Below are 19,927 nucleotides of genomic sequence, written 5' to 3'. Positions count from 1 at the left end.
CGGCGTACCTTACGTATATTGATCGCGTAGCCCGAGTCGTGCCTCACATACTTTGATCGCATACTCTTACGCTGAACCGGTATGAACAAGGGTGTGGTGTCAGTGCCGACACGAATCGAAGTCACCAAACAACTCAAACAGGCCTATAAGACCGCGAGCAGGTCCGAGAAATCGAAGATTCTGGATCAGTTCTGCGCAACCACCGGTCTGTCTCGGGTGTCAGCCAGGCGTTATCTCACCAGACCGCATTTGGGCGTGAAGAATGTCTCCCAGCTCGATCGTCGCCGTCACCGCCCAACGACGTACTCTGCAGCATCGAAACGGGTGCTGGTGTGGCTGTGGAAGGTCATGATGTACCCGTGCGGGAAATATATGCACGAGATGATCCCCGCGTGGATCCCCCAGCTCGAAGCCCATGGTGAGCTCCGCAATGGTAAGCACGACTACAGTCCCGAGGTGCGTGCCGAGCTCTTACGCATGTCCGCCGCGACGATCGATCGCTACCTGCAAGAGCACCGGCGAGCACTCGATCTGAAAGGGATCTCGGCCACCCGCTCTGGCGCGCTGCTACGTACCTCGATCACGATCCGGAAAGCGGGCGACGAGGCAGAACACGAGCCGGGATTCATGGAGTGCGACACGGTCGCGCATTGCGGCCCAACACTGAAAGGCGAGTTCGCGAGGACCCTCACCGCGACCTGCGTGCACACCGGGTGGACGCACCTGGAAGTGTTGCGGAACAACGCGCGCGTGCACATGATCACAGCTCTCGAGCGTCTCGAGGCTGCGTTACCGTTCGCGATTGCCGGGTTGGACTGCGATAACGGGAGCGAGTTCATCAACGACAAAGTCGTTGAATGGGCCCGCGGCCGAAAGATCTTCTTCACGAGGTCTCGGCCATACAAGAAGAACGATCAAGCGGTCGTGGAATCAAAGAACAACCACATCGTCCGTAAGTACGGCTTCTACTACCGTTACGACACCACCGACGAACGAGAAGTCCTCGAACGGCTTTGGCATGTCGTGATGCTGAAGATGAACTTCTTCACGCCCACGAAGAAACCAGTGGGGTGGGAAGCTGATGGGCAAGGGCGTAGGCGGCGAGTGTATGACGCTCCCCGGACCCCGTATGAGCGGTTACTCGAGTCCGGCATACTTTCCCTGCAGCAAACGCGAGAGCTAGAAAAGACGTATGCGAAGCTCAACCCGGTCGAGCTGAGCCGTGACATTGTCAGGTATCAGGGCATGCTCATGACCAAAGCCGGGTGGAAGACCGAGGTCCTGACGGCCGAGGTCGAAGAATCGAAGAGACGACGGCGCGGGCGACAGTCGGGCGGGGTGAAACTCCGCTCGGCTTGAACGCGGGGTTACGCGATCAATCTATGTGAGGCACAAGATGAACTACGCGATCATCTTGACATGAGGCACTACGGATCGCCTGGGTGTTGTGAAAAATACCCCACCTACAACTTCGGAGACCCGCCTGTTTTCGGATCAATTCACGGGTATTCGTCCGAAGGTGTGTGGATCTCCGAAGTTCTAGCGGTGCCGATTGTCACGGTGTTGGGGCCAGTGGTGCGGGCTCAGATGCCGACCGCCGCGACGCGGCGTGTTTCAGTACGAGGCGCGGGGGGTGGAGCCTGCTCCCGGAGCGGCCGCAGACGCGGAGCCTGTGGGGATGAAGCGATCCACCAGGGCCTCGGTTTGGCGTGCGAGCATCGCAACATCCGCTCCCACCGCGACGAACGCGGCACCGGCCTCGATGTAGCGCTCGGCATCGGCAGCCACGAACGCGTTGACACCGACCGGCTTGCCGGCGGCCGCACCCGCCTCGATCGCGCGCAGCACTCCCGCAACCACGTCGGGGTGCGACTGCTGCCCGAGCAGCCCCATCGATGCGGCGAGATCGGAGGGCCCGACGAAGATCGCGTCGACCCCGTCGACCGCAACAATCTCCTCCACGTTCGACAGCCCCGTCGCCGACTCGATCTGCACGGTGAGGCTGATCGTCTCGTTCGCGCGCCCGAGGTAGCCCTCGACGCGATTCCAGCGGGCGGATCGCGCGAGCGCCGACCCCACCCCGCGCACGCCGGCCGGGGGATAGCGCACGGCTCGGACGATCTCTTCGGCCTGTGCGGCGGTGTCAACCATCGGGATCAGCAGGTTCTGCGCACCCAGGTCGAGGAACTGCTTGATCAGCACAGTGTCGCCCGAGGGCGGTCGCACCAGCGGAGCCACCGGGTAGGCGCTCATCGCATAGAGCTGCGCGAGCGTCGACTCCAGCCCGTTGGGGGAGTGTTCGGCATCGAGTAGCACCCAGTCGGTGCCGCTGCCGGCAACGATCTCTGCGGCGACGGCGCTCCCCGAGCACACCCACAGGCCGATCAGGGGGCGCTCGCTCGCGGCAAGACGCTGCGCGAGTGTGGACGGAAGCTCTAGGCGAATCGGCATGTCACCGACCCCAGGGTGCCGTAGTCGGCGTGCACGGTGTCGCCCTTGAATACCCACATGGGCCGCGTGAACGAGCCCGCGAGGATGATCTCACCCGCCTCAAGCGTCTGCCCGTGCTGCGCGAGCTTGTTTGCGAGCCAGGCTACTCCCATGGCGGGGTTGCCCAGCACAGCACCCGCCACGCCCGATTCCTCGATGGTCTCGTTGCGATAGAGCATCGCCGAAGCCCAGGGCAGGTCAATGTCGTCGACCTTCATGGGGCGGCCGCCGATCACCATTGCGCCCATCGCGGCGTTGTCGCTGATCGTGTCGACGATCGTGCGACCCTCCAGTTCGAGGTGTGAGTTCAGCACCTCAAGCGCAGGCACGACGTAGGCGGTCGCGTCAAGCACGTCGAAGAGGGTGACATTGGGGCCAGCAAGCGGCTTGGCAAGCACGAAGGCGAGCTCAACCTCGATACGCACGTTCGAGAAGCGGTCGAATTCGATGACCGAGCCAGACTCAAACATCATGTCATCGTGGATCACGCCATAGTCGGGCTCCGTAATGCCGGTGGCGACCTGCATCACCTTCGAGGTCAGCCCGATCTTGTGTCCGACGAGGCGTGCACCCGCCTCGATGCGCCGATCCGACCAGATCTTCTGGATCGCGTACGAATCCTCGACCTCCATGCCGTCGTATCGGGCAGTCAGTCGCGGCAGAATGGTGCGGTCGATGTCGGCCTGCACCAATTCGGCGGCGATGGCTTCACGTTGCGTCTGATCGAGCACTGGGCCTCCACTTTTGTCGGGTGTGCTGTCGATCGTATACGATCCACGGCTCGCTCGCGAGAGTTCCGGGTGGATCCCGGTGACCCGTGCGCCCCATCGCTCACGCGGCGCTCAAGCCGTGCTCAGGCCTCGAAACCGCCCGGTTCGCTGGTTCACAGCGCAATTTGTCCAGGTCGCGGTAGGATGAAGTGATGAATACTCCCGATAACACAATGCAAGACAGCGATCGGGAGCCACGAACTTCCGAAGAAATCCAGACTTCTGAGGCTGCAGTAGTAGCCCCTGCTGAAGTTTTGACTGAAGCTTCACCCGAGCAAGCCGAGGTATCTGAGGCGCCCGTCGCGGCGACCGCAGAGCCCGCCGCGGTCGCTCTCACAGAAGCGGCCCCTGAAGTTCCCGATGCACCCGCACACGCAGAAGATGCCCCTGAGGCTCCTGCGGTTTTGGTCACCGAGGCTCCCAACTCTTCCGAACCCACCGAGACCCCTGCGAGCGCGTCTGTACCCGCGCACGACGAAAACACCCCAGGCGCCGACGCACCTGCAGAGACCGTGAAGGCCGAAAAGATCACCAAGACCGAAAAGGTTGAGAAGGTCGAAAAGGCCGAACCCGTGGAGAAGGTCCGCCCGGGTTTTGACACGCTTGGCCTTGATGCCCGCGTGCTCAAGGCAGTGAAGGGTTTGGGCTACGAGGCTCCCTCGGCAATTCAGGAAGCCACGATTCCTGTACTCCTGACTGGCCGCGACGTTGTTGGCCTGGCGCAGACTGGCACCGGCAAGACCGCGGCGTTCGCCCTCCCTATCCTTTCGCGCATTCAGCCTGGCCAGGGAAAGCCCCAGGCGTTGGTGCTTGCACCGACGCGCGAACTCGCGCTGCAGGTGTGTGAGGCGTTTGAGAGCTACGCCGCGCACCTCCCCGAGGTGCACCTGCTTCCGATCTACGGCGGCCAGGCCTATGGCCAGCAACTCAGCGCTTTGCGTCGTGGCGTTGACATCGTGGTGGGTACTCCCGGCCGCATCATGGATCACCTAAACAAGGGTTCGCTCGATCTCACCGAGATCAAGTACCTGGTGCTCGACGAGGCTGACGAGATGCTCAAGATGGGCTTCGCTGAAGATGTCGAGACGATCCTTGCCGATACGCCCAAGGAGAAGCAGGTTGCTCTGTTCTCGGCAACCATGCCGGCACAGATCCGCCGCATTTCACAGCAGTACCTGAACGACCCGCAAGAAATCAAGATTGCTGGGAAGACGCAGACGAGCGCGACAATCACGCAGCGCTACATTGTGGTCTCGTACATGCAGAAACTCGACGCGCTTACCCGGGTGCTTGAGGTCGAAGACTTCGACGGCATGATTGTGTTCACCCGTACTCGCGGCGACAGCGAGCAGGTCGCCGAGAAGCTGCGCGCGCGCGGCTACTCAGCACTTGCCATCAACGGTGACGTTCCGCAGAACATTCGCGAGCGCACGGTGGAGCAGCTGAAGTCGGGTCAACTTGATATTCTCGTTGCCACCGACGTCGCCGCTCGCGGTCTTGATGTCGAGCGCATCAGTCACGTCGTCAACTACGACCTGCCGATTGATACCGAATCGTACGTGCACCGGATCGGTCGCACGGGTCGCGCAGGCCGCACGGGCGACGCAATCAGCTTCGTTACCCCGCGCGAGCGTCGCATGTTGACCGCCATTGAGAAGGCCACGAAGCAACCGTTGACCCCGATGGCGCTTCCCAGCGTCGACGAGGTCAATGCGACCCGCTTGTCGAGGTTCGACGATGCGATCACGATGGCGCTCACCGAGACCTCGCGTCTCGACGAGTTCCGCGACATCATTGCGCACTACGTCGAGCACCACGACGTTCCCGAGAACGACGTGGCCGCCGCACTTGCCATCGTCGCGCAGGGCGACACCCCGTTGCTGCTCACGAGCGAAGACGACAGGAAGTTCCAGCGCGACCGCGTTCAGGCCGCCAAGTTCCTCGAAGACGATCGTGACTCCCGCGGAGGCCGCGACCGTGGCGACCGGGCCCCTCGTGAAGACCGCGGGCCCCGCGAGCGTCGTGATGACCTGCAGATGTACCGTATCGAAGTGGGTCGTCGCCAGAAGATCCAGCCCGGCCACATCATTGGTGCGATCGCAAACGAGGGTGGGCTCACCCGAGACGACTTCGGCCGAATCCAGGTGCGCGACGACTTCTCGCTCGTAGAGCTTCCCAAGAACCTCTCGAGGGAGCAGCTTTCCCGCCTCGCGCAGACCCGTATCAGCGGCAAGCTCATCGAGCTCACCGCTGACCGCGGCGGTCAGCGCAGCGGAGGTGGCGGTGGCGGCTACGATCGCGGCGGAAGCGGTGGCCGCGATTCCCGCGGGGGCTATGACCGGAATGATCGCGGCGGCGACCGCGGAGGTTACAACCGCGACAACCGTGGCGGGTACAACGACCGCAACGATCGTGGCGGCAGTGGTACCGGTGGTGGCGGGTACAACCGCGACGATCGCCCGCGTTCCAACGACCGCGACACTCGTGGGAGTGGCTACACCCGCGATGCGCGACCGCAGCGTGACAATCGCGCCGGTGGCGAGCGCCCGAGCCGCGACGGTGGGTACGGCGATCGCAACAGCCGCGACACCCGTAACGACGGGCCGCGTAAGCCGCGCTGGTAGTTCTGAACACAGCAAGGGGCGGGCATCTCACCGATTGGTGGACGCCCGCCCCTTGCTGTGTGCGTGGGCGACTAGCCGGAGACGACCTGCGGCACCGAGACGGCCTTCAGCCCCTCAACCCCGAACCGGTGCCCGCGAGTGTATGTCGACCGGGGTGGCGCTGGCCGCTATGGACAGTACCGGCCGAGTTCAGGTGGGTCGGTGGCACTTTAGGTCTTCCCAACAGGCGGGCAACATGCGAGAGTGTGTTGCCCGCCTGTTTCGTCAATATGACATTTGCGTTTCGAGCGGCTAAAGTGAGTGGGTTCCATATATTGCGAAGCAAATTCGTTATTTGAATCTAAATATATTTTCACTTCATCGAGACAAGGGAGTCTGACAGCCTCATGTCACAAACATCTGCGAAGGCCGCCAACCCGCGCGAGTTGCGCAGGGTCGCCGCTGCGACCGTGATCGGCACCACCATCGAGTGGTACGACTTCTTCCTCTACGCGAGCGCCGCCGGCCTCGTCTTCGGGAAGCTCTTCTTTGAGCCCGCCGGCCCTCAGGCCGCGACCATCATTGCGTTCGCGACGGTCGGTGTCAGCTTCCTCTTCCGCCCGCTCGGCGCATTCCTCGCCGGCCATTTCGGCGACCGCATCGGTCGCAAGTCCATGCTCGTGATCACCCTGATCCTGATGGGCGCGGCAACTACCCTCATCGGTGTTCTCCCCACCTACGATCAGGTCGGCATATTGGCACCGATCCTGCTCATGGCGCTGCGCATCCTGCAGGGCCTGTCCACCGGCGGCGAGTGGGGTGGCGCGGTGCTCATGGCCGTCGAGCATGCCCCCACCGAGCAACGCGGCCGCATGGGTGCTTTCCCGCAGATCGGCGTGCCCATCGGCCTCCTCCTCGCATCGGGGGTGCTCGCGCTCATGACGGGCGTTATCTCGCCCGGAGAGCAGTTCCTTGAGTGGGGCTGGCGAGTGCCCTTCCTCTTGAGTTTCGTGCTCATCGTCGTCGGCATCATCGTGCGCCGTGCTGTTGAGGAGAGCCCGGTCTTCACTGAGATCTCCGAGCGCAAGGAGCAGACCAAGATCCCCATCGTCGAGCTCTTCCGCAAGCACTGGTTACTCGTCGTGCTCGCCGCGCTGACCTTCGCTGGGAACAATGCGGCAGGGTACATGACAACCGGTGGCTACATCCAGAACTACGCCACCATGCCCCTCGCAGACGGCGGGCTTGTCGGGATGGAGCGCACACCCGTTCTACTCGCGGTAGCTGGCGCATCCGTCGTCTGGCTCATTATGACCTTTGCCGCGGGCACGATTTCTGACCGAATCGGACGCAAGAAGACGTACATCTTCGGGTGGATCGCGTTCCTCGCGGTCATCTTCATCCTGTTTCCGCTCGTGAACACGGGCAACGTGTGGCTGATGTTCCTCGGCCTGTCGCTCTTCGCGATCGGTAACGGCTTCACTTACGGGCAGCAGGCGGCGTACTTTGCTGAATTGTTTCCCGCCTCGATCCGCTACACCGGTGTCTCGATCACCTACGCCATCGGCGCGATTCTCGGTGGCGCGTTCGCGCCCATGATCGCGGCGTGGCTTGTCGCGTCGACGGGTTCGGCGACGGCGGTGGCCTTCTACATTGCGGCCGTGATGGTGATCGCATTCGTGGCGACCCTCGTGTTGCGCGACCGCACCGGTATCCCACTCGGTGCCGAAAATCAGGAGGCGCAGGAGAAGGGTCACTTCATCTGGGAGAAGGCCGCCTAGCCAAGATTCCAGGTTCTTGAGGTTCTTGAGCTTCTTGAGTTTCTTGAGCTTTACCCTCGCGTTCGTGCAGGTGGCCACAAGCCCCCCCAGTCCCCTCGCGCAGGCGTGGGGCCGGGAGCCGGGGGAGTCACTTCACCCCGTTGACCTTCAGGATCTCGTGCTGGTAGGGTGCGACGACCGACCTAGAGATGCGGCAATCCAGGAGAATCGTTCCCGTGCCGCCAGCGTCGCGCCACGCATCGAGTGCGGCGAGGTCGGACAGGCGATCCACCCGAACTCCAGTGGCGCCGAGAGCGCTCGCGAGGCCCGCGAAGTTCACCTCGGGAATGAGCATCGGCGCCTCGTCGAGCCCCATCCGGCCATACAGGTGCACCTCGGCACCATAGGCCCCGTCGTTCCACACCACGATGACGCAGCGCTGAGTGGTGCGGATCGCGGTCTCGAGATCGGCGAGTGACATCAGGCCGCCACCATCGCCGGTGGTCAGCACCACGGTGCTCTCGGGGCACGCGGCAGCCACCCCCGCCACGGTCGAAAGCCCGAGCCCGATGGTCTGATACGCGGTGCCGACCATGATCATGCGCTCAGGGGAAGCGACCGGCCAGAACATGTTTGCCCAGCCAATGAAGTGGCCGCCGTCGCTCGTTACGTGGCGGTCTTCAGGCAGCAACTCGGCCAGCCGAGCCGCGACCGCGCGTGGATCGAGCTTGCCGTCGGCAAGGAGGCCCTCGGCATCCCCCGAGCCGGTGTCGAGCGCGCGCAGCGCGCCACCGGCTTCAAGCCCGGCGACGCTCTCGCGCCACCCGCTGGGCGAGTTGCGTGCGTTCGCGAGGTGCGCGCTGAGCGTATCGAGGACTGTGCTCGCGTCACCGCGAAGGAACACGTGTGTGATCGGGTGGGTTGTGCGCGGGGGCGCGACCTGGTCGAGATCAACCCGTATCACCGTGGCACCCTCGCCGAGCAGATCGCCGAACCGCATGGTGAATTGATTCAGGCTCGCGCCGACCACCAGCACGACATCCGCTTCGGCAATTTTCGACATGGCACGGTCCTGGCCGAATCCGCCGGTGAGGCCAAGATCGTACTCGGGCCTGGGGAAGATGCCACGGGCAAGCGCGGTGCTCGCAGTCAGCGCGCCGAGCCTGTCGGCGATGGTGCCCAGTCGCGAGCCGGCCCCCGCGAGCCAGGCCCCGTGGCCGGCGAGGACGACGGGGCGCTTGGCCCCCGCGAGCGCGCCCACCGCAGTCTGCAGGTCTGCCGGGTCGATCGAGGTGAGTGAGGGCGAATCGGCAGCGGTGGAGCTGTCGGATCCCCAGGATTCGGCCGAAGCTGCCTCGGACGCGGCGGGCAGCGTTGCAGAAATGAGTGAGGCGATGACCTCGGGATCGTTGAGGTCGATCTCCTCGTCAGCCAGCGACGCAGCCGAATCTAAGGCGGGGGATGTGACCCCGTCGACGGAAATGCCCGCCACGACATCGCGCGTGACCGGCGACGCGACCAGGTCGTAGGGAATGCCGAGGATCACTGGCCGGCGGCCGCGGAGTGCGGCGGCGGCAGCGCGATCCACCATGTCACCTGGATTCTCGAGACTCAAGAGATACGACCGCACCCCAATGGCGGCGCCAAGCATCTCCTGATCGACGTCCCACGGTCGGGGACCGCTCGTGGGAGCGTCGCCGACTACGAACAGCAAGGGGGTGCGGGCCTGGGCAGCCTCGGCCAGCGCGGTCAACGCATTGGTAAAGCCGGCCCCGTAGGTCGTGGTGGCGATGGCAAGCTTGCCGGAAACGCGGGTGAACGCGTCGGCTGAAGCGACGGTCGCGGCTTCGTGTCGCACCTCGGTCAGTGGGATGCCGTACGCCCCGAGCGCGTCAATGAGGTGGGCATTGCCATTCCCCATCAGTCCGAACGCGTGGTGCACGTGCCGAGCGAGCGCGGCAGCGAGTGACTGTGTCAGTGTGGGACGTGGGACGTGCGGCGCGTCCGGGGTCTGCGCAGGCGGCAGTGGCAGCGAGGGGTGCGAAGATACGGCGGATGAAGCAGACATGACGGTTCCTTGGAGAGACGTAGGTACGGGATTCCGTGTATGTCTCGCCGAGAACGGCAGCAGCGCCCCTTTTTCGAGCGCCTTCCCGGCCGTGCGCCGCGAGAGCGGGCCGGTCTGGACCTCAAGAGTCTAACTCTTCGGGATGCCCTCCCGCCAGTGAAACACCGGTGACGGCAGATGCGGAAGGAGGAAAAAGAGGCTCTGGAGGTGCTATCTCGGGTCGCGGGCGATGCGATCGGCTGCGGCCAGCATGTGCGCAACGAGCGTTTCTAGCTCGCGATGCATCCCGATCTGCACGATCGCGAGAGCCGCTGGTGGCTCGCCCTCGACCCGCAAGGGCACGGCAAGGCCGGTCAACCCAGGAATCACCTCGTTCTCGCTGAGTGCGTAGCCGCGTGCTTGGGTTTCCAGTGCCGCTTCGGTGAGGGGGGCACCCCGGAACGCAGCGCGATGCTCGCGGGGCGTGAGCGATGCCTCGATGGCGTGCCCCGTCGCGCCGTAGAGCGCAGAGTGCCTGGCACCCGGTCGTTGCGTGACCGAGGCATGGCTGTGTGCCGGTTCGACACTAATCAGTGTGATGACCTGATCGTCATCGAGCACCGCAATAAAGGCGGTGACACCAAACATGTTCGCGATTTCGGTGATCTCAGGCAACGCCGTTTCGTTCAGTCGCGGAGCGGCTCCGCGAGCCAGGGTAACCAGGCGGGGGCCGAGGCGGATCTGCCCGGCCTCGTCACGCAGCACCAACCGGTGATCTTCGAGCGTGCGCAGAATGCGGTACGCACTCGAACGGTGCACCCCCAGTGCCTCTGCAAGTTCGGCAATGGTCATCGGTGCACCAGTTTCGGAAAGCACCTCAAGTGCGCGAAGGCCGCGGTCGAGGGTCTGTGATCCCGCGGTGGGCGCGGCAACTGCGGGTGTGGACGTCATGCCTCTATTCTGGCGGAGCCGAGTCGAGATGCTGTACCGCCGAGCCGTGATCCACTCGTTCGTTGGAGCAAGTGCGGAGATGCTCGGGGTGTTGGACACGTGTCGGATACCCTGGGATGGCTGAAGCAGCGCGAGCGCGCCGAAAGCGTATCGAGAGCAAGAGGTTGAAAGTGACACAGGCAGTCGACAACACGCCAGACTCTGAGACACGGTGGCTCGACCCCGCAGAGCGTGAAATGTGGATGCGGCTCGTCGGCCTCACCATTCTGCTGCCAGGTGCAGTCGAGGCGCAGCTCAAGCGCGACGCGGGTATTTCCTTCTTTGAGTATCACGTGCTTGCCATGCTGTCTGAGGCGGAGAATCGCACGCGGTTGATGAGCGACCTCGCGCATTGGGCGAACTCGTCGCTGTCGCGGCTCTCGCATGTGGTGACCCGGCTCGAAAAGCAGGGGTGGGTGCGCAGAGAAGCCTGCCCCACAGACGGGCGCGCGACGAACGCGGTGCTCACTGATGAAGGTCTTGCGCACCTCGCGCTGCACGCGCCCGCGCACGTGAACGAGGTGCGGCGGCTTGTGTTTGACCAGCTCGCCGAGGGTGACGTGGCATCGCTCTCCGCGGGCCTAGGCCGCATTCTTGAGGGGATCGATCCCGATCGAAGGCGCGCCGAGAGCTAGTCCTGGCGAGCGGCCTCGACCACGCGCACTGTGGCATCGTGCAGGAGTCCGTTCGTGGCAAGCGAGCTGCCGCCCCACACACTGCTGGATCCGCAAATATCGGTGAACGTGCCGCCGGCCTCACGAACGATAGGTGCGAGTGCGGCCAGGTCGTAGGGCTTGACGTCGAACTCGGCGACGATGTCGACGAGCCCCTCTGCAAGTGCCATATAGGCCCACATGTCGCCGTAGGCGCGATCGCGCCACACCGCTCGGCTGAGTGCAATCAGTGGATCGAGGTAGCCTGCCTGATCCCATTGCTCGATGCTCTGGAAGCTGAGCGAGGCATCTTCGAGTCGCTCCACGCCCGAGACCCGCAGGCGTCGCGGATCAGCACCATCCTGGAGGCCCCACGCCCCGGTGCCGGTCTCTGCCCACCATCGTGCGCCGAGTGCCGGAGCGCTAACGACACCGACGCTCACTTCGCCGTCTTCTTCAAGCGCAATCAACGTGCCCCAGTTGGGCACGCCGCGGAGAAAATTTGAGGTGCCGTCGATCGGGTCCACGATCCAGCGGCGCTCGCCACGGTCTGCTCGGCCTGACTCCTCGCCGAGGAAGCCGTCGTTCGGTCGCTCAGATTCGATGAGAGTGCGAATTGCGCGCTCTACCGCGGTATCTGCGTCGGTGACGAAGGTACGGTCGGGCTTGGTGTCGACGCGTAGATCGGCGGATCGGAAGCGAGGGAGTGAGATGCCGTCTGCAAGGTCGGCGAGTGCCAGGGCGAATGCAAGGTCAGCGGACTGGGCTGGGGGCTGCTCGGTCATGTTCTACTCCTGCCGGTTCTACGACGAAACCCCCACCGTAATGGTGGGGGTTTCGGGTGGTGCGCCCCCCGGGACTTGAACCCGGAACCCGCTGATTAAGAGTCAGCTGCTCTGCCAATTGAGCTAGAGGCGCGTTCCGCTGCGTGGGCAACAGAAATACACTAGCACGTGGCTGGATGGAACAAAAATCCGCGTGATTCCGCCACTCAATCGAGCTGAGTTGCCCGAGCCCGGGGCTTCCTGACGAGGAGAGCGGCGGCCACCGCCGCCGCGATGAGCGATGCCACCATGACAGCGAGACGCGCGGTGTCCGCGTCAGCTGGGTCAGTGAAACTGAGATCCGCAATCAGCAGTGACACTGTGAAGCCGATGCCGCCGAGTGCGGCAACGCCAATGACCTCTCGCCAGCTCGCCTCGCCGCCGAGCTCGGCCCTGGTGAAGCGCAGAATCGACCACGTGGTGGCGCTGATGCCCACGGTCTTGCCAATGACGAGCCCGGCGATGATCCCGAACGCGATCGGATCGAATGGGAACCGGTTCTCGCCACCGACGGCAACCCCAGCAGCAAAAAAGGCGAATACCGGCACGGCGAAGCCGCTGGAGAGTGGGCCGAAGCGATACCCGAACACGTGCGCGAGGTCGAGCGATTCGCGGGAGTTCTCGTGATCGGTGCCAGCCACCCGTGGTGCGCCCTTCCGGGGCTTTGAGACTACTGGCACGGTGAACGCCAGCACCACACCCGCGATGGTTGCGTGTACCCCTGATTCGTGCACCAGCGCCCAGACCACAATTCCCAGCGGAAGCAAGATTGCCCACGCTGCCCATCGGTGATCTGCAAACCACGCGGCGAATCGGCGCGCCAAGAACGCGTACAGTGCGAGCGGGACCAGCGCGAGGGCGAGGAAGGCGAATTGCACGCCGCTCGTGTAGAAAATCGCGATGATCGAGATCGCAATGAGATCGTCAACGACAGCGAGCGTCAGGAGAAAAATGCGCAGGGCGGTGGGGATGCGTGGCGCGATCAGACCGAGAATCGCGACAGCGAAGGCGATGTCAGTGGCGGCCGGAATCGCCCATCCGTGCGCGGCTTCGGTGCCAAAGGTGAATGCGAGATAAATCAACGCGGGCAGGGCGACCCCGCCAAACGCTGCCGCGACCGGCACAATCGCGGTCGTGAACTTACTGAGCGCCCCAGTCACGAACTCACGTTTGAGTTCAAGTCCCACCATAAAGAAGAAGACTGCGAGCAATCCGTCCGCGGCCCAGGTGCCGAGCGAGAGATTCAGGTTCAGTGACTCGGGCCCGACGCGGAAGTCGCGCAGATCCATGTATGCGCCAGCTAGGGGGCTATTCGCTGCGAGAAAACCGAGGAGCGCCGCAGCCATCACCGCGATGCCGCTGGCGAACTCATTGCGTAAGATCCGGGTGACGCGGGCGGCCTCGCGGCGGCTCACCTTCGCCAGGGAAAGGCGGGTATGGGGCATAGAGAAAAACCTCCGGGGTCAACAAATGCGAACTGCCGACCAGGCTTCCCGGCTCACCGGGACCTAGCCTACCGTTCGCGCCCGGAGTCCCGCTGCAGTGCCCCAAACGTCTCGAACAGGAGTGACTCCTGTCAGGCGGCTGTCCGTCGCTTGCGCCGGGCTTTTGCCGCAGCCTTCTCTTCTCGCGCGGACAGGTGCAGCGACTCGGCATACTCCTCGTCTTGCTGCTGCTTCGCGGCACTCGCGATGGCGAGGGCAAGGCCCGCTGCCCACACGCCCCAGATGAGGAACCGTCGCCAGTCCCTCGGCATCTGCTGGGCCTGTTTTGCCGCGCCAAAAGCGCTGAAAACTGACCCCAGCACACCCGCATTGGTCAGGTACTTGCCGATTGACATGAAGCCTCCTTCGCGTTCGGCACCAGACTAGCGCGTGCCGTCCGGGCGAGCGCCACACGAACGGCCGGTGCGCTAGGCTGGCTGTCAGTATCAAACCGCATAGAGGAGGACCACTGTGGCGAAGAACGAGGCGCTGTTCGAGGAAAGCTCGCAGGGTGCAGTGAGCGCGGTCACCGCGTTCGTATTCGTCGTGTCCTTGGTTCTCGCCTTTGGCGGAATCTATCTGGCAAGCTTCGCGTTCGACTCAGGGATCACTGAGATGGCGGGAATGTGGTTGTTCGGCGGTGGGCTCATCGCCAGCGTTGTCGGTTTCATGCTCCCCTTCACGTTCCTGGGTGCCACGGGTAAGTAGCTCCCACGGATTTCGGCTGAACGTCTGCCACCTCAGCACGTGCAGCGTTTCTGGGTATGCGCTCGAGTCCTCCGGGCGGCGCTAGACTGGGAACCATGTCTGAGATCGATATGAAGCCGCGCAGCCGCGACGTCACCGACGGAATTGAAAAGGCCGCTGCCCGGGGTATGCTCCGCGCAGTGGGCATGGGGGACGAGGACTGGGCGAAGCCGCAGATCGGCATCGCCAGTTCCTGGAACGAGATCACTCCTTGCAACCTGAGCCTCGATCGTCTCGCGCAGGGTGCCAAAGAGGGTGTGCATTCGGGGGGCGGATACCCGCTCGAATTTGGCACCATCTCCGTTTCCGACGGTATCTCCATGGGCCATGAGGGGATGCACTTCTCGCTCGTCTCGCGTGAGGTCATCGCCGATTCGGTCGAGACCGTCATGATGGCCGAGCGCCTCGACGGTACCGTGCTCCTCGCGGGGTGTGATAAGTCACTTCCCGGCATGCTGATGGCTGCCGCGCGACTCGACCTCGCAGCTGTCTTCCTCTACGCCGGCTCGATCGCTCCGGGCTGGGTCAAGCTCACTGACGGTACGGAGAAGGAAGTCACGATCATTGACGCCTTCGAGGCGGTTGGTGCGTGCAAGGCCGGCACGATGAGCGAGGAAGATCTTAAGCGCATCGAGTGTGCGATCGCCCCGGGCGAGGGTGCGTGTGGTGGAATGTACACCGCCAACACCATGGCCTCGATTGCTGAGGCGCTCGGAATGAGTCTTCCGGGCTCTGCGGCACCCCCCAGTGCCGATCGTCGACGTGATTACTATGCACACCGGTCTGGCGAGGCGGTCGTGAACATGCTGCGTCTGGGTATCACTGCCCGCGACGTGCTCACCATGAAGGCCTTCGAAAATGCCATCACACTGCTCATGGCACTGGGTGGCTCAACGAACGCGGTGCTGCACCTGCTCGCAATTGCTCGTGAGGCTGAGGTCGACCTCACCCTCGCAGACTTCAACCGCATCGGCGCGAAGGTTCCGCACCTCGCTGATATGAAGCCGTTCGGCAAGTACGTCATGGCAGATGTGGATCGGCACGGCGGCATCCCCGTCGTCCTGAAGGCGCTGCTTGATGCTGGGCTGCTCCACGGCGATGTGATGACCGTCACCGGCAAGACGATGGCAGAGAACCTTGCGGCGCTGAACCCCGATCCGCTTGACGGCGACGTGATCCACCACCTTGACAACCCGATTCACGCGACCGGCGGGCTCACCATTCTGCACGGCACCCTCGCGCCTGAGGGCGCTGTGGTGAAGACCGCTGGCTTCGATGCGGAAGTATTTGAGGGCCCGGCGCGCGTGTACGAGCGCGAGCGCGGTGCGATGGATGCGCTGACCGAGGGCAAGATCGGTAAGGGCGACATCTTGGTCATTCGCTACGAGGGTCCGAAGGGTGGCCCGGGCATGCGTGAGATGCTCGCGATCACCGGTGCCATCAAGGGGGCAGGCCTGGGTAAAGATGTATTACTATTGACCGATGGACGATTCTCAGGCGGCACAACCGGCCTGTGTATTGGACATATAGCGCCTGAGGCATCGGACGGTGGTCCGGTAGCACTGGTGCGCGACGGTGACCTGATACGGGTTGATATCGCCGCACAGACGCTCGATCTCTTGGTAGACCCCGCCGAGCTCGAGGCCCGCAGAGCAGCCTGGGCCCCACTTCCCCCGCGTTACACGCGAGGTGTACTGGCGAAGTACGCGAAGCTCGTCCATTCCGCCTCAGAGGGCGCGATCACCGGGTAGCTTCAGTCGCGGTGTCACCCGTGTAGGGGCATTTCCGCGCGGATCATGCGTACTGCCGTGCGCATGACACATCCCAGCCACTGTCAACAGAAAGTGTGAAATGAACTCGGATACGAGTGCCATACCCACCCAGACGCGTGCCGATTCCGGCGTGAAGGGCGAACGCATGAGCGGTGCAGCCGCCGTCGTTCGTAGCCTTGAGCTGCTCGGTATTCGCGATGTCTTTGGTCTTCCGGGCGGCGCGATCTTGCCGGTCTACGATCCGTTGATGGACGCAAAAGACCTTCGTCACATCCTCGTCCGTCACGAGCAGGGTGCTGGCCACGCTGCTGAAGGCTATGCCTCGGCATCGGGTAAGGTCGGCGTGTGTATTGCCACCTCCGGCCCGGGGGCAACCAACCTCGTGACCGCGATCGCTGATGCGTACATGGACTCGGTTCCTCTGCTTGCGATCACCGGTCAGGTCTTTTCGACTCTGATGGGTACTGATGCCTTCCAGGAGGCTGACATCGTCGGCATCACGATGCCGATCACCAAGCATTCCTTCCTGGTGCGCAAGGCCGAAGATATTCCAGCTGCCCTGGCGGCCGCGTATCAGGTTGCCACGACCGGTCGGCCCGGCCCGGTGCTCGTTGATATCACCAAAGACGCGCAACAGGCCGAGCTTGACTTCGTCTGGGACCCGCGGGTTGACCTGCCGGGGTATCGCCCGATCACCAAGGCCAACAGCAAGCAGATTCAGGCCGCTGCCGAACTCATCGCGACAGCCGAACGCCCAGTGTTCTATGTGGGTGGGGGCGTGATCCGCGCGAAAGCATCGGACGAGCTCTTGCAGCTCGCCGAGTTGGTCGGTGCACCGGTCGTGACGACGCTCATGGCGCGCGGTGCCTTCCCTGATTCGCACCCGCAACATCTCGGCATGCCAGGAATGCACGGCACGGTTCCCGCGGTGCTGGCATTACAGGAGTCCGACCTGCTGATCACGCTCGGCGCGCGGTTTGACGATCGCGTTACGGGCAAGGCTGAACTCTTCGCGCCCGATGCCAAGGTCATTCACGCTGACATCGACCCGGCTGAGATCGGGAAGATCCGCGCCGCGGATGTGCCCATCGTGGGCGATGCCGCGGAGGTCATTTCTGATCTCATCGCCGCCGTGTCCTCGATCAAGCGGGATCGTGACTTTGCTGACCTCAGTGCCTGGTGGGAGAGGCTCAATGTGCTCCTCGCCGAGTACCCGCTGGGCTTTCAAGCACCTTCAGACGGTTTGCTGTCACCGCAGCACGTGATTCAGCGAATCGGTGAACTCACCGGGCCCGAGGGTGTCTACGCCGCTGGTGTGGGTCAGCACCAAATGTGGGCTGCCCAGTTCATCAAGTACGAGCGTCCCAACTCTTGGCTCAACTCGGGTGGCGCCGGCACCATGGGGTATTCGGTACCAGCGGCCATGGGCGCCAAGGTTGCAGAGCCCGATCGTGTGGTGTGGGCGATCGATGGGGACGGCTGCTTCCAGATGACCAACCAGGAACTCGCAACCTGCGTGATCAATGACATCCCCATCAAGGTCGCCGTGATCAACAACTCATCGTTGGGTATGGTGCGACAGTGGCAGACGCTGTTCTACGACAAGCGCTACTCGAACACCGAGCTGAACACCGGCCACGGCAGCAGCCGCGTGCCCGACTTCGTGAAGCTCGGCGAGGCCTACGGGTGCCTCGCGATTCGCGTCGAACGCGAAGACCAGGTCGACGACGCGATCAAGCTCGCGCTCGAGACCAACGATCGACCGGTGGTCATCGATTTCGTCGTCAGTTCTGACTCCATGGTCTGGCCCATGGTGCCGCAGGGGCTGTCGAACAGTGAAGTGCAGTACGCGCTGGAACACCGGCCGTCGTTTGATGGAGATGATTGATCATGAGCCGCCACGTTCTGAGCCTCCTCGTGGAGGACAAGCCCGGCCTGTTGACCCGTGTCGCAGGTCTCTTCGCCCGCCGTGGGTTCAACATCTCGTCTCTCGCTGTTGGGCCGACCGAGCTCCAGGGGCTCTCGCGCATCACCGTCGTCATTGACGAGGAAGACTTGCCGATCGAGCAGGTGACGAAGCAGCTCAATAAGCTCGTCAACGTCATCAAGATCGTCGAGCTCGAAGAGTCGCAGTCGGTGCAGCGCGAGCACATGCTGATCAAGGTGCGGGTGGATCACCAGACTCGTTCCCACGTGCTCGAAGCAGTGAACCTGTTCCGCGCCCGCGTGGTCGATGTCGTCACCGACGCCCTCGTCATCGAGGTGACCGGCGACACCGGCAAGATCCAGGCCTTCCTGCGTGTGCTCGAGCCCTACGGCATCAAGGAGATCGCACAGTCCGGACTCATTGCGGTAGGGCGTGGATCGAAGTCCATTACCGAGCGCGTCTTCAAGAGCTAACACCCACCTGGACTCGGCCCGAAGGGCCGCGATCCACCAACGAACCAACAACAATCAAAAGGAGGCCACTCGTGGCTGAGATGTACTACGACGGCGATGCCGATCTGTCGATCATTCAGGGCAAGAAGGTGGCCATCGTGGGCTACGGCTCGCAGGGCCACGCCCACGCGATGAACCTGCGCGACTCGGGCGTGCAGGTTGTTATTGCGCTGAAGGACGGCTCGAAGTCGATCCAGAAGGCCACCGAGGCTGGCTTCGACGTGAAGAGTGTTTCAGATGCCGCCGAGTGGGCTGACCTCATCATGATCCTCGCGCCGGATCAGTACCAGCGCACGATCTACTCCGAGTCGATCAAGCAGCACCTCACCCCGGGCAAGACCCTCGCGTTTGCGCACGGCTTCAACATCCGCTTTGGGTACATCGAGGCACCCGAGGGTGTCGACGTGATCCTCATCGCGCCGAAGGCTCCCGGGCACACCGTGCGCCGCGAGTTTGTCGCGGGCCGCGGTATCCCCGACATTATTGCCGTCGAGCAGGACGCTTCGGGCAGCGCGTGGGAGACCGCAAAGTCGTACGCGAAGGCGATCGGCGGCACCCGCGCCGGCGTTATCAAGACCACGTTCACCGAAGAGACCGAGACCGACCTGTTCGGTGAGCAGGCAGTGCTCTGTGGCGGCGTTTCGCAGCTCGTGCAGTACGGTTTCGAGACCCTGGCCGAGGCCGGCTACCAGCCGGAAATTGCGTACTTCGAGGTGCTGCACGAGCTGAAGCTCATCGTTGACCTCATGTGGGAGGGCGGCATCGCCAAGCAGCGCTGGTCGGTCTCCGACACCGCCGAGTACGGCGACTACGTGTCGGGCCCCCGCGTGGTGGATCCCCGCGTCAAGGAGAACATGCAGGGCGTGCTCGCCGACATCCAGTCGGGTGCGTTCGCGAAGCGCTTCATTGACGATCAGGACAACGGCGGCAAGGAGTTCCTCGAACTCCGCGCCAAGGCAGAAAAGCACCCGATCGAGGTCACCGGCCGCGAACTGCGTGGTCTCTTCGCCTGGAAGCAGGAAGACGAGGATTACGTCGACGGCAGCGCTGCGCGCTGACGACGACGTAATCCAAAGGGCTGCACCGTTTTCTGCGGATCGTGCGCGATCCGCAGGCGTCGACGGCAGCGCTGCGCGCTGACGACGACGTAATCCAAAGGGCTGCACCGTTTGCTGCGGATCGTGCGCGATCCGCAGGCGTCGACGGCAGCGCTGCGCGCTGACGAGCTCACAGAGAAATGCCCCGGGGACTCACCCGGGGCATTTCTCTGTTCCAGCGCGGCCTCGTCGGCGCTGCACCCTTCACTCGGACATTCGCCCTGATTCGGACTGGTGCAGACAGGTGAGGT

Annotated in this window: 17 protein-coding genes and 1 tRNA gene; 10 read left to right on the top strand and 8 right to left on the bottom strand. The window is 63.5% G+C overall.

From position 1 onward, the window contains the following. The first annotated feature begins 81 nt into the window (after positions 1-81). Positions 82-1,359 (top strand): integrase catalytic domain-containing protein, encoded by a 1,278-nt coding sequence (locus ACR0R4_RS09205; protein WP_433645643.1) that lies wholly within the window; start codon positions 82-84, stop codon positions 1,357-1,359. A gap of 255 nt (positions 1,360-1,614) precedes the next feature. On the opposite strand, the gene ACR0R4_RS09200 is transcribed toward ACR0R4_RS09205, so the two are convergent. Together ACR0R4_RS09200 and ACR0R4_RS09195 are read right to left on the bottom strand one after the other, a co-directional pair. Further along, positions 1,615-2,451, bottom strand: a complete 837-nt coding sequence (locus ACR0R4_RS09200) for an HpcH/HpaI aldolase family protein (RefSeq protein ID WP_433647062.1) — start codon at positions 2,449-2,451, stop codon at positions 1,615-1,617. Beyond that, positions 2,436-3,221, bottom strand: a complete 786-nt coding sequence (locus tag ACR0R4_RS09195; RefSeq protein WP_433647061.1) for a fumarylacetoacetate hydrolase family protein — start codon at positions 3,219-3,221, stop codon at positions 2,436-2,438. The genes ACR0R4_RS09200 and ACR0R4_RS09195 overlap by 16 nt, the downstream gene beginning before the upstream one ends. 191 nt (positions 3,222-3,412) lie before the next feature. Here ACR0R4_RS09195 and ACR0R4_RS09190 point away from each other — a divergent pair, with 191 nt between their 5' ends. Beyond that, positions 3,413-5,884, top strand: coding sequence for a DEAD/DEAH box helicase (locus ACR0R4_RS09190; RefSeq protein WP_433647060.1), 2,472 nt, complete (start codon positions 3,413-3,415; stop codon positions 5,882-5,884). A gap of 386 nt (positions 5,885-6,270) precedes the next feature. Further along, positions 6,271-7,644 carry an MFS transporter gene (locus ACR0R4_RS09185; protein WP_433647059.1) on the top strand — a complete coding sequence of 458 codons (1,374 nt, stop codon included), beginning with the start codon at positions 6,271-6,273 and terminating at the stop codon, positions 7,642-7,644. 127 nt (positions 7,645-7,771) lie between these two features. Here the strand turns inward: ACR0R4_RS09185 and ACR0R4_RS09180 are convergent, their stop codons facing one another. Both ACR0R4_RS09180 and ACR0R4_RS09175 read right to left on the bottom strand, forming a co-directional pair. Further along, the gene (locus ACR0R4_RS09180) at positions 7,772-9,691 is read right to left on the bottom strand and encodes a thiamine pyrophosphate-binding protein (protein WP_433647058.1); all 1,920 of its coding nucleotides are present in this window, start codon (positions 9,689-9,691) and stop codon (positions 7,772-7,774) included. Between the two features lie 210 nt (positions 9,692-9,901). Further along, positions 9,902-10,621: an IclR family transcriptional regulator gene (locus ACR0R4_RS09175; protein ID WP_433647057.1), complete on the bottom strand. Its 720-nt coding sequence runs from the start codon at positions 10,619-10,621 to the stop codon at positions 9,902-9,904. A 170-nt stretch (positions 10,622-10,791) separates the two neighbouring features. Between ACR0R4_RS09175 and ACR0R4_RS09170 the strand changes: the two genes are divergently transcribed. Continuing rightward, on the top strand, positions 10,792-11,295 hold the full coding sequence (locus ACR0R4_RS09170; protein WP_433647056.1) for a MarR family winged helix-turn-helix transcriptional regulator: 504 nt from the start codon (positions 10,792-10,794) through the stop codon (positions 11,293-11,295). Here ACR0R4_RS09170 and ACR0R4_RS09165 read toward each other — a convergent pair. The 4 genes from ACR0R4_RS09165 to ACR0R4_RS09150 form a co-directional block, all read right to left on the bottom strand. After that, positions 11,292-12,098, bottom strand: coding sequence for an inositol monophosphatase family protein (locus tag ACR0R4_RS09165; RefSeq protein ID WP_433647055.1), 807 nt, complete (start codon positions 12,096-12,098; stop codon positions 11,292-11,294). The genes ACR0R4_RS09170 and ACR0R4_RS09165 overlap by 4 nt on opposite strands. Positions 12,099-12,155: 57 nt before the next feature. Beyond that, positions 12,156-12,231, bottom strand: a tRNA-Lys gene (locus ACR0R4_RS09160). A 73-nt stretch (positions 12,232-12,304) separates the two neighbouring features. Further along, positions 12,305-13,582: a Na+/H+ antiporter NhaA gene (gene nhaA / locus ACR0R4_RS09155; RefSeq protein WP_433647054.1), complete on the bottom strand. Its 1,278-nt coding sequence runs from the start codon at positions 13,580-13,582 to the stop codon at positions 12,305-12,307. Between the two features lie 131 nt (positions 13,583-13,713). Further along, positions 13,714-13,977 carry a hypothetical protein gene (locus ACR0R4_RS09150; protein WP_433647053.1) on the bottom strand — a complete coding sequence of 88 codons (264 nt, stop codon included), beginning with the start codon at positions 13,975-13,977 and terminating at the stop codon, positions 13,714-13,716. A gap of 115 nt (positions 13,978-14,092) precedes the next feature. On the opposite strand from ACR0R4_RS09150, the gene ACR0R4_RS09145 reads away from it, so the two are divergent. The 6 genes from ACR0R4_RS09145 (at position 14,093) to ACR0R4_RS09120 (ending at position 19,801) form a co-directional block, all read left to right on the top strand. Then, positions 14,093-14,329, top strand: a complete 237-nt coding sequence (locus ACR0R4_RS09145) for a hypothetical protein (protein WP_433647052.1) — start codon at positions 14,093-14,095, stop codon at positions 14,327-14,329. A gap of 95 nt (positions 14,330-14,424) precedes the next feature. Further along, positions 14,425-16,119: a dihydroxy-acid dehydratase gene (gene ilvD, locus ACR0R4_RS09140; protein WP_433647051.1), complete on the top strand. Its 1,695-nt coding sequence runs from the start codon at positions 14,425-14,427 to the stop codon at positions 16,117-16,119. Positions 16,120-16,219: 100 nt separating this feature from the next. Further along, on the top strand, positions 16,220-18,028 hold the full coding sequence (locus tag ACR0R4_RS09135; protein WP_433647050.1) for an acetolactate synthase large subunit: 1,809 nt from the start codon (positions 16,220-16,222) through the stop codon (positions 18,026-18,028). 2 nt (positions 18,029-18,030) lie between these two features. Then, complete coding sequence (gene ilvN / locus ACR0R4_RS09130) at positions 18,031-18,540, top strand: acetolactate synthase small subunit (protein WP_433647049.1); 510 nt, start codon at positions 18,031-18,033, stop codon at positions 18,538-18,540. 80 nt (positions 18,541-18,620) lie between these two features. Next, a complete protein-coding gene (gene ilvC, locus ACR0R4_RS09125; RefSeq protein ID WP_433647066.1) occupies positions 18,621-19,637 on the top strand; it encodes a ketol-acid reductoisomerase in 1,017 nt (338 codons plus the stop codon). 41 nt (positions 19,638-19,678) lie between these two features. Then, positions 19,679-19,801 (top strand): hypothetical protein, encoded by a 123-nt coding sequence (locus ACR0R4_RS09120; protein ID WP_433647048.1) that lies wholly within the window; start codon positions 19,679-19,681, stop codon positions 19,799-19,801. Positions 19,802-19,927 lie beyond the last annotated feature (126 nt).

The sequence above is a fragment of the Leucobacter fengyongliangi genome, from assembly GCF_050971685.1.
GTDB lineage: Bacteria > Actinomycetota > Actinomycetes > Actinomycetales > Microbacteriaceae > Leucobacter.
The sequence above is the reverse complement of the archived record's forward strand: the minus strand, read 5'-3'. Positions and strand labels throughout refer to the sequence as shown.

What these genes read in the sequence shown, in the direction of transcription:
- ACR0R4_RS09205 (WP_433645643.1), top strand. Translation starts at nt 82, where the DNA reads ATGAACAAGGGTGTGGTGTCAGTGCCGACACGAATCGAAGTCACCAAA.
- ACR0R4_RS09200 (WP_433647062.1), bottom strand. Translation starts at nt 2,451, where the DNA reads ATGCCGATTCGCCTAGAGCTTCCGTCCACACTCGCGCAGCGTCTTGCC.
- ACR0R4_RS09190 (WP_433647060.1), top strand. Translation starts at nt 3,413, where the DNA reads ATGAATACTCCCGATAACACAATGCAAGACAGCGATCGGGAGCCACGA.
- ACR0R4_RS09185 (WP_433647059.1), top strand. Translation starts at nt 6,271, where the DNA reads ATGTCACAAACATCTGCGAAGGCCGCCAACCCGCGCGAGTTGCGCAGG.
- ACR0R4_RS09180 (WP_433647058.1), bottom strand. Translation starts at nt 9,691, where the DNA reads ATGTCTGCTTCATCCGCCGTATCTTCGCACCCCTCGCTGCCACTGCCG.
- ACR0R4_RS09175 (WP_433647057.1), bottom strand. Translation starts at nt 10,621, where the DNA reads ATGACGTCCACACCCGCAGTTGCCGCGCCCACCGCGGGATCACAGACC.
- ACR0R4_RS09165 (WP_433647055.1), bottom strand. Translation starts at nt 12,098, where the DNA reads ATGACCGAGCAGCCCCCAGCCCAGTCCGCTGACCTTGCATTCGCCCTG.
- nhaA (WP_433647054.1), bottom strand. Translation starts at nt 13,582, where the DNA reads ATGCCCCATACCCGCCTTTCCCTGGCGAAGGTGAGCCGCCGCGAGGCC.
- ACR0R4_RS09150 (WP_433647053.1), bottom strand. Translation starts at nt 13,977, where the DNA reads ATGTCAATCGGCAAGTACCTGACCAATGCGGGTGTGCTGGGGTCAGTT.
- ilvD (WP_433647051.1), top strand. Translation starts at nt 14,425, where the DNA reads ATGTCTGAGATCGATATGAAGCCGCGCAGCCGCGACGTCACCGACGGA.
- ACR0R4_RS09135 (WP_433647050.1), top strand. Translation starts at nt 16,220, where the DNA reads ATGAACTCGGATACGAGTGCCATACCCACCCAGACGCGTGCCGATTCC.
- ilvN (WP_433647049.1), top strand. Translation starts at nt 18,031, where the DNA reads ATGAGCCGCCACGTTCTGAGCCTCCTCGTGGAGGACAAGCCCGGCCTG.
- ilvC (WP_433647066.1), top strand. Translation starts at nt 18,621, where the DNA reads ATGTACTACGACGGCGATGCCGATCTGTCGATCATTCAGGGCAAGAAG.